Source organism: Bacteroides fragilis, from assembly GCF_019583405.1.
Lineage (GTDB): Bacteria > Bacteroidota > Bacteroidia > Bacteroidales > Bacteroidaceae > Bacteroides > Bacteroides fragilis_B.
Map to the genome: position 1 here is coordinate 45360 of NZ_SZUU01000004.1, position 15761 is coordinate 61120.

The following is a 15761-nucleotide window of genomic DNA, read 5'->3' on the forward strand; positions in this document are numbered from 1 at the left end:
AGACGGTTATGGTAAGTGTAGAAAAGATATACGATACGTTCCTTCATCACGGTGTTGACTTCTTTACGGGTGTTCCCGATTCCCTTTTGAAGAATATTTGCGCCTATATCACGGATCATGCCCCGCGTGGTAAGCATATCATCGCCGCCAATGAAGGTTCCGCGGTGGGCATTGCCTGCGGTTATTATATGGCTTCTGGCAACGTTCCTGTGGTTTATATGCAGAACTCCGGTCTGGGAAATACGGTGAATCCCCTCTTGTCCCTTGCGGACGAGAAAGTGTACAGCCTTCCTCTTCTTTTGCTGGTCGGCTGGCGCGGTGAGCCCGGCACGAAAGACGAACCCCAGCATAAGAAGCAGGGCGAGGTTACCCTTGATCTTCTGAAAGCCATGAAAATTCCTTTTGTAATTCTGGATACGGATGAAGACGAGGCCCTGGCGCAGATCCATGACGCGGTTGTCTCGGCTAAGAGCCGGTCGATTCCCCATGCGATTGTCATCCGTAAAGATACGTTTGGAAAATATAAACTGCGTCAGGAAGCCTTGAATGACTATCCTCTGTCCCGTGAGGAGGCGCTAATGCAGGTTGTCGACCACCTCGGGGACAATGACATTGTGGTTTCCACCACGGGTAAGCTCTCCCGTGAGCTTTTCGAGTACCGTGAATCGAAAGGGCAGGGGCACGCAAGGGATTTCCTAACTGTGGGTTCCATGGGTCACAGTTCTTCCATCGCCCTGGGGATTGCCCTTGAGAAGCCTGACCGCCGTGTCTACTGTCTTGACGGTGACGGTGCCTTTATCATGCATATGGGCGCTGTCAGCAATATCGGCGACCTCTCTCCCAAGAATTACAGGCACGTCCTTTTCAACAACGGTGCCCATGAATCTGTCGGCGGTCAACCCACGCTCGGTTTCCGACTGGATATCGCCTCGATAGCGAAAGGTTGCGGTTATGCGCATGTACTGACTGCCTTCGACAAGGAAGGGCTTTCATGTGCTCTTGAGAAGCTGTCCGGCCTGTCCGGCCCGGTTCTTCTTGAAATTAAGGTCCGGATCGATTCGCGTGATGATCTGGGTCGTCCTACGACTACTCCGATAGAGAATAAAGAGCATTTTATGGCATTTTTAAAAGATACGCATTCATGAATATCGAAAGAAAGATCCTTTTGAATCCGGGTCCCGCCACCACGACGGATACGGTGAAGCTGGCGCAGGTTGTTCCCGATATCTGTCCGCGTGAGAAAGAGTTTGCGGGTATGATGAAACAGTTACGTGACGACCTGGTCCGCGTTGCGCATGGAGACCTCTCCAAACATACGGCCGTCCTGTTTTGCGGTTCGGGTACGATCAATATCGATATCTGCCTGAACTCTCTTCTTCCTGCGGATAAGAAAGTTCTGGTGGTCAATAACGGTGCCTACAGCACCCGTGCGGTGGAAGTCTGTGAATATTACGGTCTTCCCCATATCGATTTGAAGTTTTCCGTTTACGAACTTCCCGACCTGTCGGTAATCGAAAAGACGCTTTCCGACAATCCGGACATCGCTTTGGTCTATACCACGCACCATGAAACGGGTACGGGTATCTTGAATCCCATTCGTGAGATCGGAAAAATAGCCCATGCGCACGGTGCCGTTTTTGTTGTCGACACCACTTCCTCCCTGGGTATGATTCCTTTTGATATCGGGAAGGATAATGTTGACTTTTGTATGGCTTCGGCTCAGAAAGGCCTTCAGGCCATGACGGGTCTTTCCTTTATCATAGGTGATGAATCCCTGATACGTTCTTCAAGAGATTATCCGAAACGCTCCTACTATTGTAACCTCTATTTACAATACGATTACTTTGAGAAGACTGGTGAGATGCATTTTACTCCTCCTGTTCAAACCGTTTACGCTGCCCGTCAGGCTCTTGATGAATATTTTGCAGTAGGTGAAGAGGCTAAATTCGCCCGTCACAAGCGGGTCTTTGAAGCCATCCATAAAGGTTTGCAAGAGCTTGGTCTTCAGTATGCGATCAAACGTGAATGGCAGTCGGGTCTTGTTGTTTCTGTATTGTATCCTGATGATCCCCTCTGGGATTTTGATAAGGTTCATGATTACTGCTATGAACGTGGCTTTACGATCTACCCGGGTAAGATTTCCACAACGAATACATTCCGGCTTTGTGCGTTGGGAGAGATTGATGTGGAGGATATTGAGAGGTTCTTTGAGGTGATGAAAGAGGCATTTTTTTCTTATAAAAATATTACTAATCTATGAAAGCTGTTATTTTAGCAGGAGGGTTCGGTTCTCGTTTAAGTGAGGCTACTAATTTGATACCTAAGCCAATGGTGGAAATTGGGGGAAAGCCAATACTTTGGCATATTATGAAAATTTATAGTTATTATGGTATTAATGAATTTATTATTTGCTGTGGCTATAAACAATATGTCATAAAAGAATATTTTGCGAACTATTTTCGTCATAATTGTGATATGACAGTTGATCTATCTAATAATAGTACTACTATTTTAGATAATCATTCAGAGAACTGGAAAGTAACTATGGTAGATACTGGGGTGAATACAATGACTGGAGGACGTGTAAAACGCATCCAGAAATATGTAGGAAATGAATGTTTTTTGTTGACTTATGGTGATGGTGTTGCAGATCTTGATATATCTGATACGATAAAAGTGCACAAAGAATCAAAAGCAATTCTTTCTCTTACAGCTTATAAACCTCACGGAAAATTTGGCTTATTAGATATATCTAGTGAGACGAATATGGTGAAATCATTCTTGGAAAAACCGGATGGTGATGGAAACTGGATAAATGCAGGCTTTTTCGTTTGTGAACCAAAAGTCTTTGATTATATACCTGCTAATGATGATTCTATCGTCTTTGAAAAACAGCCGTTAGAATCGATTGCCCGCGATGGTAAAATGTATGCTTATAAACACTGTGGCTTTTGGAAGCCGATGGATATGTTAAGGGATAATATAGAACTGAATGAAATGTGGAATAATGGGAAAGCCCCTTGGAAAGTTTGGTAGTATATGAGTGTAGATGTATTTAATAACTTCTATAGAGGAAAACGGGTTCTTGTTACCGGCCATACTGGTTTCAAAGGTTCATGGCTTTCTATTTGGTTATACGAATTAGGTGCTGAAGTGGTAGGTGTCAGTTTGGATCCTATTACAGAACGAGATAACTATGTTCTTTCTGGTATAGGACAAAAAATTAAGGCGGATATTCGTGCCGATATTTGTGATGGCGAAAGTATGAAAGGTATCTTTCAAGAATACCAACCTGAAATAGTCTTCCATTTGGCAGCCCAACCATTGGTACGTCTCAGTTATAATATTCCTGTTGAAACATATGAAACAAATGTAATGGGAACGATTCATATACTTGAAGCCATTCGCGTAACAAATAGTGTTAAAGTAGGAGTAATGATAACTACGGACAAATGTTATGAGAATAAAGAACAAATTTGGGGATATCGTGAAAATGAACCGATGGGGGGATACGATCCTTATTCAAGTAGTAAAGGAGCTGCTGAAATAGCGATTGCTTCCTGGCGTCGCTCTTTTTTTCATCCTAAACAGTACAAGAAGCATGGTAAAAGCATCGCTAGTGTACGTGCAGGAAATGTAATTGGTGGTGGTGATTGGGCATTAGACCGCATAATTCCAGATTGTATAAAAGCGTTAGAATCAGGAAAGACTGTTGATATTCGAAGTCCTAAAGCAATTCGCCCTTGGCAACATGTACTTGAACCTCTGAGTGGATATATGCTTCTTGCACAGAAAATGTGGGATGAGCCGACTCAATATTGTGAAGGTTGGAATTTTGGTCCTAGAGCAGAATCTATTTCTACCGTATGGGATGTTGCTAGTAGAGTCGTGGAGAGTTTTGGATGTGGTGAATTAAGGGATTTGTCTGACCCGAATGCTTTACATGAGGCTGATTTATTAATGCTGGATATTTCTAAAGTGAAATTCCAACTGGGCTGGGAGCCAAGAATGAATATTGATCAAACAGTAAGATTGACTGTAGATTGGTATAAAAGATATCAAAAAGAAGAAATGTATAAAGTTTGTGTGGAGCAAATAGAAAAGTATATCCGATGAAAATAACTATTATAGGAGGAGGAAGTGGAATGCTTTCGAATAGCATTGGAACTGTTTTGAAAAAAGTTGGCTATTTTATTCAGGTTATCGGTAAGAGTTCTCCTGTAGCATTTACTCCTGATGTATTTATAAGGAAAAATCTTTTAGAGGATGCCATTTGTATTACGGAGTTATTAGATTCAGATGTTATTATATATGCAGCGGGAGCGGGTGTACAAGCAGCAGTGCCAATAGCGGCAAATACAATGTATACAATGAATTTGCTGGTACCTATAAAACTCTGTTTATTATTGAATGAGCATAATTATCTGGGGACTTTTGTATCTTTTGGAACTTATATGGAGATTGGATGTAATGATGAAATGTATAAATCATTTAATGAAGATGAACTTTTGCATTCTTGTCTTCCTGTAACTAATGATTATGTCCTTTCTAAACGGCTTTTTACACATTATATACATAATGCAAATTTCGTTTTTAGAAAATATCACTTTGTTTTACCTAATCTCTTCTCAAGAGATGAAGTTGGAACAAGATTATTACCTTATGTTGTTAATTATCTGAGAGAGAGAAAAAAATGTAATAAAGTTGAGCAACCTCGGTTTTCTTCTGGTTCTCAGATTCGACAGTATGTGTTTATAGAAGAAGTGATAGAGGCTATTTTTAAATGTATTGAAGGTGAAGTAGTAAGTGGAATATACAATATTGGTGGTGGTCAGACAGCTACAATAAGGGAATTCATAGAAGAACTTTTCAATGCTTTTTGTGTAGATGTAGATGAACACATGTTTGGGAAAGAATTAAGAAGAGACAATGATATATTATCACTCTCATTGAATGATGCCAAACTTTACAAGGCTATACATTATTCTCCTATAATTAAGATAACAGATATATATCATGAGTAGTATAAATATAGAATCTAAAATCAAGATAATCTCTCGAAAAAAAATTTCAGATAATAGGGGATGGTTTTTAAAGATAATTGATGGAAAAGAAAATTCATTACCTAATTATACAGGTGAAATATACATCGTGAGTGCCATATCAGGGGAATCTCGTGGAGGACATTATCATAATAGAGCGATTGAATGGTTTACTTTGGTTGAGGGAAGTGCTGTTTTAAAACTTGAAGATATTCGGACTAATGAAAAAAAGGAAATTTATTTGAATGATCAAGAGCCTGTTACCGTGTTTGTCCCTCCACATATAGCACATGAGTTTATAAATATAGATAGTGTTCCATTTATTGTGATTGCATACACTGATCAGTTATACAAACCAGAAGATACAATCCAATATATACTGAAATAAGATATGGATACTTTTTCATTGTTTTTGATTACTCGTAATCGTCCTCATTTATTAAAACTGGCATTAAATTCTGTACTAAATCAGACCATCTCTAATTTTCCAATCATTGTTTCTGATAACTCTACAAACAATGAAACGAAAGAAATGGTAGAATCTCTATATTTAAATCAATCTAATATTATTTATCGGAAAAGAGAAAGAGAATATGGTTTAATAGAACACTGGAATAAAGTTTTGTCAGAAGTCCGTAGTGAATATTTTATGATATTTCATGATGATGATGTAATGCATCCTGATATGATTAGGACAATGCTTAACATAATAAAAAAGGATCATTCATTAGCTTTTATTGCCACAAATGCAAGAATTATAAAAAAAGGTAGAATATGTTATTCTAAGTATAAGGGAAAAGAGAAAATAATGCGATTGAAAGAAGCTAAAGAACTTTTTCAGATGTATGCAGTAGGAAATTGGATTCCTCCCTTTCCGTCTTACATATATTCAAAATCTATTGCTGATAATATGAGATTTGCAGAAGATAAAGGTGGAAAATATTGTGATGTTGCTTTTCTTTTAGATGCTTTTGATCTGGGGAATTTAGCTATTATTACAAAACCATATATGGATTATTATTATCATGATGGGCAAGTAAGCCAATTTAACGATTATTTTCAAAGAATAAAATTGATAAATTATGTACGTCAAAAGATGAGAATATCTCCTCACGATCGTCCTTTAGTTAATTTTAAATTAATGAATCTTTATTGTTGGATTAATAATTTGGTTAGAAATTCCGATGATTTAATTTCGAAAAAGAGATTCGTCAATTGTCTTAAAATCTTTCTTAAACATAGAAAGTATATGTATGTTTTCAAATTGTTAGGGTGTATTATTCTTAGAGAAAAAATGAAATGCGGCAAATTGTAACTTGTACAGGACATGGAGGAACAGGCTCTTCCTTTATTACAGATTTTTTTAAAGAATTTGAAAATGTAAAATCAACAGGAGATTTTGAGTTTACATTGAGTTATGACGTTGATGGTATTTATGATTTATATCATAATATAAGTCATTATAGCGGTTTCCATATAGCTGAATCTTTTGATCGTTTTGATAAATTGTGTAGTGATATTCGTAAATCGTATAAAAATACATTGGGATGTGATATATATCCTTTGTTAAAAGATTATATCTCTGCAATTACAGAGGTTGACTGGAATGGATTTTGGCCTGAGCATGTAAGGCGTGAACCATATATAAAAAAAATTCTTTTGTATTATCTTCCTAACATAATACAGAGAAATCTAAATAAAATTGTAAAATTTAACGGTGATTATGAATATGTTGATAGAACAATTAGGCAGTCTATGAGACTTTCTGTTGATTCATCGTTGTTTTTACAGGAAACAAGAAAGTTATATAATAAAATTTTTGATATTGTTGATGATTCTAATGAATGTACACATCTGGTATTAGACAGACTGGTACCTCCTACAAATATAGAAGATTACATGATATTCATTGATAATTTGAAGGTTGTGGTTGTGGATAGAGACCCCAGAGATTTATACCTATTGAATAAGAAATATTGGCATGAAGGATGGATTCCAGAAGATGTTGATAAATTTATTAAGCTATATCGTTTCCATCGTTTAAGGGATAAAGAAAGAGACTTAATAGAAGATCATTCGTCTATTTTAAGAGTGAAATTTGAGGATGGTATTTTTGATTATGATAATACAAGTGCCCAATTATGTGATTTTGTAGGAGTAAATAGAGGAAGACATACAAAGAAAATGCAGTTTTTTAATCCGGATATTTCGAGAAAAAATGTTCAATTATGGAAATATGAGAAATGTTATTTTGCAGATGTTCTGAAGATAGAAAAAGAGTTAACGGAATTTTTATATATAGTTTAGAGTTATGGAACAGATTTGGAAAGTTGCAGTATATAGTGCTACTACCCACCCTTTAATAAAACATTTTCCCAAGCAAATTCCTAAATGGGGGAATTGTGAGTTTATCTTAAACTCGGGTAGTGAAGACTGTGATTGTTTATTTGTCATTGATTCTATTTTAGAGGATATTCCTGTTAAATGTGGAAAAGAAAATACTTTTTTATGTATTTGTGAGCCGGCTTCTGTTAAGTTATATAGCTCTAAATATATTAATCAATTTGGTAATATTGTTTCATTTAGAAATTTTTCTCGTTATAAAGGAAATACCATTTCTTCATTTCCATTATTGCCGTGGATGGTAGGCTCTAAATTTGATTTTGATTTAAAAGCTTGGGATAAAGACAATTTCTTAGATTATGATACTTTACAACAAAGAGTAACTTGTGATAAAAAGAATAAAGTTGCGGTGATTACTTCAAATAAAACATTGACTCGAGGACATCGTCAGCGATTGGATTTTTTATTGAAATTAAAATCAATAATACCAGATCTTTTGGATATTTATGGTGAAGGCTTTGATTTTGTTATAGATAAATATGATATCTATTCAAAATATAAGTACGTGTTGGCTTTCGAGAACTGTCGAGAAAAAGGATATTGGACCGAGAAGATTGCTGATGCCTATTTATGTGAAGCTTTCCCTTTTTATTGGGGAGCTCCTGACTTATCTAATTATTTTTCAGAAGCTGCTTATGAAGAAATAGATATGTCTTCTGTTGATTTAACTGCACAAAAAATTAATTTATATATTAAAGGCAATTATTATCAAAATAAGCTTTCTGTGATTTTAGAAGAAAAGAAAAAGGTCTTGAATGAGTTTAATATATTCGCTAAAATGAATGATATTATTTTGGAAAACGTAACTGTTTCTTGTAAAGATGCTGGATATATCCTTAATCCTGAACAAGTAGATTTATTGTGTAAAGTGAGACAGAAAATATATAGGATATTCTTTTAATTTAAAAGCTACTTTATGAAAAAAAAATACGATGTTATAATATGTGTTGGAGTAAAGGATCTTTTTATAGTGCAAACAACTGTTGAGAGAATATCTTCCTTTTTTGATGCATATAAAATATATTTGATTACCAAGAGAAATTATTTTGTTTTTTTTAAACGCTTATTAAAGAAGTGTAATAATGTTTTTTTGATAGATGAAGATGAATTAATTGAAGGTTTGTCTAAAGATAACTTGATGAAATATTTGTCTTTGCATAAACCTTTTCTACTAAGCAAAAGTGGATGGTATTTCCAGCAATTTTTAAAAATAGCTTTTGCAATCTCGTCATATAGTAGAGAATATTATCTAATATGGGATGCTGATACCATTCCAGTTAGGCATATTTCTTTTTTTGAACAAGAACGTGTTTTGTTTTGTCTGAAAGATGAATATCATGAACCGTATTTTTTTACTTTAATGAGATTGATCGGCTTTAAAAAAGAGATATCAAGTTCTTTTATAGCTGAATATATGATGGTGAAGGTTGAATATATGAAGGATTTAGTGGCTACAATTGAGTCTAATGAGGAACTTTTGGGATATCATTATTGGGAAAAAATAGTATCTGCAATAGATTCTAACGTTTTATTAGGGTTTAGTGAATTTGAAACGTATGGTACGTTTATCTCCCAAAAATATCCTGAATCGTTTTTATTTAGAACGCTGCAAACTTATCGTAGAGCTGGTGAAATATATGGTAGATACATTTCAAAGAAAGAATTGAATAATATTAATGGATTGGATACTATCTCCTTAGAACCTGCAGATTCTCCGAGATTATTACGTCGCATTTGCCAATTTCCATTAAGAGTTGCCATAAAGTTAATATCCGTTTTTTACTAATTATTCAATAAAAAATATTTATATTTTAAAAATGCCAGTATGTTATTGGGACGTTATATACATAATGCTATTAGAACAGAACAAAATAAAAACTTGCTAAAAGGCATGTGCTCTGTACTAGGAGCCACAGGATTAGATGCGATTTGCCGATTAATAGTTGTTATGATTTTAGTACGCTATTACTCTAAAGAAGCATTTGGCGTATGGGCGGCTATTACTTCTGTAGCAGCTATAGTCGTTACAGGAGATTTTGGTATTATTAACGCGTTAAGAAATAAGATTAGTTTATTATTGGTAGAAGAAAAAGGGGAAAGTATTAATTCTCAAAAATACTTTTATTCAGTGTTCTACTTCTTTTTGTTACTTGCCGTAGTATTGACCATTTTGTTACTATGTTTATTCCCATACATTCCTTTGGAAGTTTTGTTTAAGACCAATAATCTTGAACTACAGGCTATAGGTGTCCAAATTTTAATAATGGTTCAAATCATTTTTATATTTACCATCCCTCTTACTATTGGTAATTCTTTATATTTTACTTTTCAAGAATCACATTTTAGTGCATTATTTACTTCTTTGCAGGCCATTTTTACTGTTTTAATTATATATATACTTTCGTTGTGTCATGTTTCAATAGTATTTATTTCAATGGCATATTTTGTTGTTAATACATTTTTTTCTTTTTGTGGAACTCTGTATTTTGTATTAAGGCATAAATGGTTTCGTTTTAAGGTTCATTGGAAAGATCTTTATAAATGTAATGCTGAATTATTTAAAGTTGGTGTGAAGTTCATGGGCTTACAGTTATCTTCAAGTTTCTTGCAGAACGCAGGAACTATAATAGCAAGTGCAGTTCTTGGAGTTAAAATTGCCGCAGATTATAGTATGTACACTAAGTTATATACATTGGGAGTTGCAATATTTCAGAGTGTTTTTAATCCTTTGTGGGGAAGTTATGCCGCTGCTATTTATCGAAGAGACTTCGGATGGTGTCGAAAAACTTATTATTACAATGTGAAAGTTATTGTTTGTGTTTTTGTTTTGTTCTGTGTGTTATTGTGCTTTTTAGGTAATTTCTTTTTGAAGATTATAGCTAGTGATGAGTATAGTACCTCTTTTGTTATGTATTTACTATTAGGAATCAGTACACTTTTTTTTATGTTATTTAATTCTGCTAGTATAATTCCAAAGGCTTGTAATAGAATAAATATCCTTTTAATCACAAGTTTAATATCGTGTGCACTAATAACTTCTACTGCAAGTTTCTTTTTAAGAATTATGGGACTTTATGGTTTGCCTATAACTACTATTTTATTTTGGGGATTGGCTTATTGGGTTATGCATTGGCAAACAAAGAAAATTGTAAATGACAAATAAGGAGGATTATATTCTGTTTTCATTTGCCGATAGGATGATATTCCTTTTATCAACTTATCTCTTATTATTTGATTGTGTAAATGGATATTTTTTAGAGAATGGAATTAATATACCCGTTTCTTTATTGGTGAAAAATGTATTATTAATATTAATTTTATGTCGTCTGTTCAATAATATTTTTTTTGTAAAAGTCGCATATGTTATTTGTGGATATATTGCAATTTTACTTTTTCATTATACTTTTTTTTATGATATACAAAATTTCTTTATAGGTGAGTCATTTACTCATTTGATGAAGTTTGTAGTTACTATTATATATTTTATCTATTTCGTAAGGCTTTTCCGTATATTTCCGTCTAATTATATTTTTCATCGTATTAAGTCAATTATATATTTCAGTTTTGCTATTATTTTTATTAATATCGCTTTAGGGCCGTTAGGGGTCGGATATAAACAATATGGAGGCACTTTCACCTATCGAGGCTTTTTTTATGCAGGAAACGATTTATCAGGAGTAGTTTTGCTATTAGTCCCTTTAATACTCTTTTTTTCATTCATAAAGAGCAAAAAAGTAACCTGGAAGTATGTCCTTTTATGTTTTTGTTCTTTACTTGTTGGGGTACTGATTGGTACAAAAACAGGTTTAATATCTATATTTATATCTTTGCTGGTTATTCCAAGACTGTATCAGTCACATAAAGCCGGGATGAAACATAAGTTAGTTAAGATCTTCTTTAGTTGTATCATTGTATTTATAGTAATATATATGATATATTATATATTAGATTATATTGGTTCTTTGCAACGATGGAGTTATATTTTAGAAGAAGGAGATTTGAATGCAGTTATATATAGTGGTCGTGATTATTTTTGGGATCTAAATAAGGAAATGTTTTACAATTCTCCATGGGAGGTTTTATTATTAGGTATGGGAGGTGGTGTTACTGTTGAAAGAGATTTCTATGATACACTACTTAATTATGGAATACTAGGGGTTGCTATTGTTTATAGTTTTTATGCCTATGTTCTGATTCGTAGCCTTGTTTATTATAAAAATGCTGAATATCCTTTTGCTAAAGTTGTATTTTTTACTAATGTCTTGTTGTTTTCAGCATCTTGTATATCAGGGCATATTATCTATTCAGGTACTGCTAATTTTTTTATCGCCGTGATGAATTCTTTGCAATATTATAAGATAAAAAATAAATGAGAAAGATTCTTGTTATTTCTAATATGTATCCTTCGTTGAAGGATCCTGTTTTTGGAACTTTTGTTAAGGATTTTGTGGATGGTTTGAAGGAGTTTGCTCCTTCTTGGAACGTTGAACGGATTGTAATAGCTGGACGTAGCAATGGACTCTGTGAAAAGTGCTTGAAATATTTTGTCTTTTATGTTTGCATTATATTTCGACTCCTTTTTGTACGATATGATTATGTATATGTACATTTGATCACACATGCAGCTATCCCTTTGAGAATAGTAGACTTTTTTCGTTCGTTGCCGTTGGTTTTTAATGTACATGGCGAAGACTTGTTAACTCAGTCGAGTTTAGCTTCATATTTACAAAAAATGGTTATTCCTTTATTGAAGAAATCGAAATTAATAGTTCTTCCTTCAAATTATTTTCAAAAGCGTTTTGAGCAGTTGTTGCCTATAATTTCAGTAAGTAAATTATATGTTTTTCCTTCGGGGGGAGTTGATACGAATTTATTTCGCCCCTCTACTACTGAAAAGAAACGATTGACAATTGGCTATGTTTCTAGAATTGATCGTGGAAAAGGATGGAATACATTTTTAGAGGCTATAAACTTACTCAACATCAATGGAATTGACGTTGACGCATTGATGATCGGGCGTGGAGATGAAGTGGAACTTTTAAAGAATAAGATAAAGAAATTTAAACTGGCAAATGTTGAATTTGTAGGTGCTATACCACATGAATTACTTCCTGAAAAATATGTTCAAATGGATTTATTTGTTTTTCCAACTCAATTAGAAGAGAGTTTAGGTCTAGTTGGCTTAGAAGCTATGGCCTGTGGTGTTCCTGTCATAGGGTCTTGTATTGGTGGACTTACTGATTATATAAAAGAAGGAGAGAATGGCTATTTTTTTAATCCAGGAGATGCTGTTTCATTAGTTGATTCAATATTGAAATATATTGAGAGTAGTAATTTGACTAAACTGCAGATGAAAGAGAATGCGGTTAATACTGCTCAACGATTCTCCAAAAAGCATTCTTATAATATGTTGTGTAGGCGTTTAGAAATGTGTTAGTATAGTGATTATATTATAATAAAAGTGATAATGAAGAAAATATTATTGGCTTTTGGTACACGCCCAGAAGCGATAAAAATGGCTCCTTTATATAAGGCATTAGAGGAGCGTAGTGATTTATTTGAAACTCGTATTTGTGTTACTGCTCAGCATCGTCAAATGCTTGATCAGGTTTTGACTTTTTTTAAAATAGTACCTGACTATGATTTGGATTTAATGCGTCCCGATCAGAATCTTAATACAATATGGGCTGATATATTGATAAAGATGAAGACAGTTATTGAAGAATGGAGTCCTGATTGGGTGCTAGTACATGGAGATACTGCGACTTCAACAGCTGTTGCACTTGTTGCATATTTTGCTCATTGTAAAGTTGGACATATTGAAGCAGGGTTACGAACTTGGAATAAGTGGTCTCCATTTCCAGAAGAAATGAATAGGCAGCTTACTGGACGTATAGCAGACTTTCATTTTGCCCCTACGATTAAAAGTTGTGATAATCTGATTTCTGAAGGCATATTGAGAGAACATATTGATATTACAGGAAATACGGTAATTGATGCTTTATACCAAAGTGTTTCAGAAGTAACTAAAGAGGGCTATAATAATGCTGAAATTGAAGATCTAAAGTCACTGCTTCAAATGAATAAAGATATTATTCTTATTACGGGGCATAGGCGTGAAAATTTCGGTCAGGGATTTATCAATATTTGTACTGCTATAAAGGAAATTTCTATGAGATGTCCTGATGTTCAAATTGTTTATCCAGTTCATTTAAATCCCCATGTTACTAATCCTGTGTATGAGCAACTTAGTGGAATTGACAATGTGTTTCTTATAACTCCATTGAGTTATCCTAGTTTTGTTTGGTTAATGAATAAGAGCAAGATTATTCTGACTGATAGCGGAGGAGTACAAGAAGAAGCACCATCTTTAGGGAAACCTGTATTAGTGATGAGAGATACTACTGAACGACTAGAAGCAGTTGAAGCCGGTACAGTTATTTTGGTTGGAACTGATACAACAAAAATAGTAAATGCGACAATTGAATTATTGAAAAATCCTATTAAATATAAGGAAATGAGCAATATAAAAAATCCATATGGTGATGGTGAAGCCTGTAATAAGATAGTGAGTACGTTAATAAAATTATGTAATAAAAGAAATACTCTATGAAAGATTATATGAGCCCAATCATAATAAAAGGATTGAAAGTATACCCTTTTCACTCGATGGATGAACTTGTAAAAGAATGTCTGAATGAGAAAAAATTAGTTCTTTCTGTAAATGCAGAGATTTTAATGCGCGCAGATGATGAAATGAAAACAATAATAAATGAGCATATAGGATATGCTGATGGTATTGGAACAGTTAAGGCTCTTAGGCAAAAAGGAGCTAAAAATGTGCATAGAATACCAGGATGTGAGCTTTGGATGGAACTAATAAAGAAATATGGTGATAAACATAAATACTTTCTATGTGGTTCTACTTCAGAAGTTATTGGTCAGGTTGTAGAGAAGTTGCAAGAAGAATATCCACATTTACAAATTGTTGGATATAGAGATGGCTTTTTTAAAAGGGAAGAAGAGTTTAAACAGTTAGAAGATATTTTAATAAAAGAAGCTCCTGACTTTGTGTTTGTTGCTACTGGCTTTCCCTTTCAGGAAAAACTGATGGCTCGATTGTGGAGTAAATACCCAGCTACGTATTTGAGTTTAGGTGGTAGTTTTGATGTATATGCAGGTGCGGTAAAGCGGGCTCCTCGCCCTTTTCAGCGCCTTGGGTTAGAATGGTTTTATCGTTTGATAAAGCAACCGATTAGGATTAAGAGACAGTTTGTTTTAATTCAGTTTGTATGGTTGTATTTAACGCGACAACTGTAGTATTTCACTCGTTAAATATTTTTTCTTTTGATGAACATACTTATTACTGGAGTTCACGGTTTTGTGGGTTCTAGTCTTGTTATGGCTTTAAAAAGTCAACATGCTCTTTATGGGCTGGATATTGTTTCTCTTGATAAAGATGGAATTATAAATAGTCTTTCTTGGGAAGATGTTGGGCCTGAATCTTTCCCGATGCAAAATCTCCCGCATTTTGATGCAATCATTCATCTTGCCGGAAAGGCTCATGATACGAAAAACCAATCAACTGCTCAGTCTTATTTTGATATTAATACCGGCCTGACTCAAAAGATATTTGATTTCTTTTTGGAGTCTTCTGCGAAGAAATTCATATTTTTTAGTTCAGTAAAAGCTGCGGCTGATAGTGTAGTGGGAGATATGCTTACTGAGGATGTTATTCCGGCTCCTGTTGGGCCTTATGGAGAGAGTAAGATCAAGGCTGAAGAATATATAAAGGAGCATTTAGAATACTCAACAACAGAGAAACAGGTGTATATTCTTCGTCCTTGTATGATTCACGGACCGGGAAATAAAGGGAATCTGAATTTATTATATAATGTAGTGAAAAAAGGAATCCCTTGGCCTCTTGGTGATTTTGATAATCGTCGTTCGTTTAATTCAATCGATAACCTTTGTTATGTGATTGAAGGGCTTTTGAATCAGGATGTACCTACGGGCATTTATCATATGGGGGATGATGAAGCTTTGTCAACAAATGAATTGATTGCCATCATGTGCGAGGCAATGGAAAAACAACCTCGTATCTGGAAGATGAATAAGCGTTTTATGGAAGCTTGTGCCGGATTGGGCACTTTACTCCACTTGCCTTTGAATACCGAAAGACTTCGTAAACTGACGGAGAATTATGTGGTAAGTAATGCTAAGATCAAAGCAGCTTTAGGTATCGATAAATTACCTGTCACTGCTAAAGAAGGATTAATGAAGACCATTCGTTCATTTGAAGAAACTAAATAACTT

At 34.5% G+C, this 15761-nt stretch carries 16 protein-coding genes; all 16 read left to right on the forward strand.

Annotated elements, in window-relative coordinates; genetic code table 11:
• Nucleotides 1-8: 8 nt before the first annotated feature.
• The 16 genes from aepY to FDF36_RS10370 are packed head-to-tail and all read left to right on the forward strand — an operon-like array spanning nt 9 to nt 15758.
• Nucleotides 9-1145 carry a phosphonopyruvate decarboxylase gene (gene aepY, locus FDF36_RS10295; RefSeq protein WP_022012859.1) on the forward strand — a complete coding sequence of 379 codons (1137 nt, stop codon included), beginning with the start codon at nt 9-11 and terminating at the stop codon, nt 1143-1145.
• Nucleotides 1142-2260 carry a 2-aminoethylphosphonate aminotransferase gene (locus FDF36_RS10300; RefSeq protein WP_220391279.1) on the forward strand — a complete coding sequence of 373 codons (1119 nt, stop codon included), beginning with the start codon at nt 1142-1144 and terminating at the stop codon, nt 2258-2260. The genes aepY and FDF36_RS10300 overlap by 4 nt, the downstream gene beginning before the upstream one ends.
• A complete protein-coding gene (rfbF, locus tag FDF36_RS10305) occupies nt 2257-3036 on the forward strand; it encodes a glucose-1-phosphate cytidylyltransferase (protein WP_220391280.1) in 780 nt (259 codons plus the stop codon). Before FDF36_RS10300 ends, rfbF begins: the two co-directional genes overlap by 4 nt.
• A gap of 3 nt (nt 3037-3039) precedes the next feature.
• Nucleotides 3040-4116: a CDP-glucose 4,6-dehydratase gene (rfbG, locus tag FDF36_RS10310; protein ID WP_032541229.1), complete on the forward strand. Its 1077-nt coding sequence runs from the start codon at nt 3040-3042 to the stop codon at nt 4114-4116.
• Entirely contained in the window at nt 4113-5024 is a 912-nt protein-coding gene (locus tag FDF36_RS10315; protein ID WP_032541228.1) for an NAD-dependent epimerase/dehydratase family protein, read from the forward strand. Before rfbG ends, FDF36_RS10315 begins: the two co-directional genes overlap by 4 nt.
• Nucleotides 5017-5430, forward strand: coding sequence for a polysaccharide biosynthesis C-terminal domain-containing protein (locus tag FDF36_RS10320; RefSeq protein WP_032543144.1), 414 nt, complete (start codon nt 5017-5019; stop codon nt 5428-5430). Before FDF36_RS10315 ends, FDF36_RS10320 begins: the two co-directional genes overlap by 8 nt.
• Nucleotides 5431-5433: 3 nt before the next feature.
• Nucleotides 5434-6357 carry a glycosyltransferase family 2 protein gene (locus tag FDF36_RS10325; protein ID WP_080720268.1) on the forward strand — a complete coding sequence of 308 codons (924 nt, stop codon included), beginning with the start codon at nt 5434-5436 and terminating at the stop codon, nt 6355-6357.
• A complete protein-coding gene (locus tag FDF36_RS10330) occupies nt 6342-7349 on the forward strand; it encodes a hypothetical protein (protein ID WP_032577989.1) in 1008 nt (335 codons plus the stop codon). The genes FDF36_RS10325 and FDF36_RS10330 overlap by 16 nt, the downstream gene beginning before the upstream one ends.
• A gap of 4 nt (nt 7350-7353) precedes the next feature.
• Nucleotides 7354-8346, forward strand: coding sequence for a glycosyltransferase family 10 domain-containing protein (locus FDF36_RS10335; RefSeq protein ID WP_220391281.1), 993 nt, complete (start codon nt 7354-7356; stop codon nt 8344-8346).
• 15 nt (nt 8347-8361) lie between these two features.
• Nucleotides 8362-9231, forward strand: a complete 870-nt coding sequence (locus FDF36_RS10340; protein ID WP_220391282.1) for a DUF6492 family protein — start codon at nt 8362-8364, stop codon at nt 9229-9231.
• A gap of 39 nt (nt 9232-9270) precedes the next feature.
• Entirely contained in the window at nt 9271-10608 is a 1338-nt protein-coding gene (locus FDF36_RS10345) for a lipopolysaccharide biosynthesis protein (RefSeq protein WP_032543141.1), read from the forward strand.
• Nucleotides 10598-11818 (forward strand): O-antigen ligase family protein, encoded by a 1221-nt coding sequence (locus FDF36_RS10350; protein WP_220391283.1) that lies wholly within the window; start codon nt 10598-10600, stop codon nt 11816-11818. Before FDF36_RS10345 ends, FDF36_RS10350 begins: the two co-directional genes overlap by 11 nt.
• On the forward strand, nt 11815-12882 hold the full coding sequence (locus tag FDF36_RS10355; protein WP_050550859.1) for a glycosyltransferase family 4 protein: 1068 nt from the start codon (nt 11815-11817) through the stop codon (nt 12880-12882). The genes FDF36_RS10350 and FDF36_RS10355 overlap by 4 nt, the downstream gene beginning before the upstream one ends.
• A 30-nt stretch (nt 12883-12912) precedes the next feature.
• On the forward strand, nt 12913-14058 hold the full coding sequence (wecB, locus tag FDF36_RS10360; protein WP_220391284.1) for a non-hydrolyzing UDP-N-acetylglucosamine 2-epimerase: 1146 nt from the start codon (nt 12913-12915) through the stop codon (nt 14056-14058).
• Entirely contained in the window at nt 14055-14765 is a 711-nt protein-coding gene (locus tag FDF36_RS10365; protein WP_217497671.1) for a WecB/TagA/CpsF family glycosyltransferase, read from the forward strand. Before wecB ends, FDF36_RS10365 begins: the two co-directional genes overlap by 4 nt.
• Before the next feature lie 30 nt (nt 14766-14795).
• A complete protein-coding gene (locus FDF36_RS10370) occupies nt 14796-15758 on the forward strand; it encodes an NAD-dependent epimerase/dehydratase family protein (RefSeq protein ID WP_220391285.1) in 963 nt (320 codons plus the stop codon).
• Nucleotides 15759-15761: the final 3 nt, after the last annotated feature.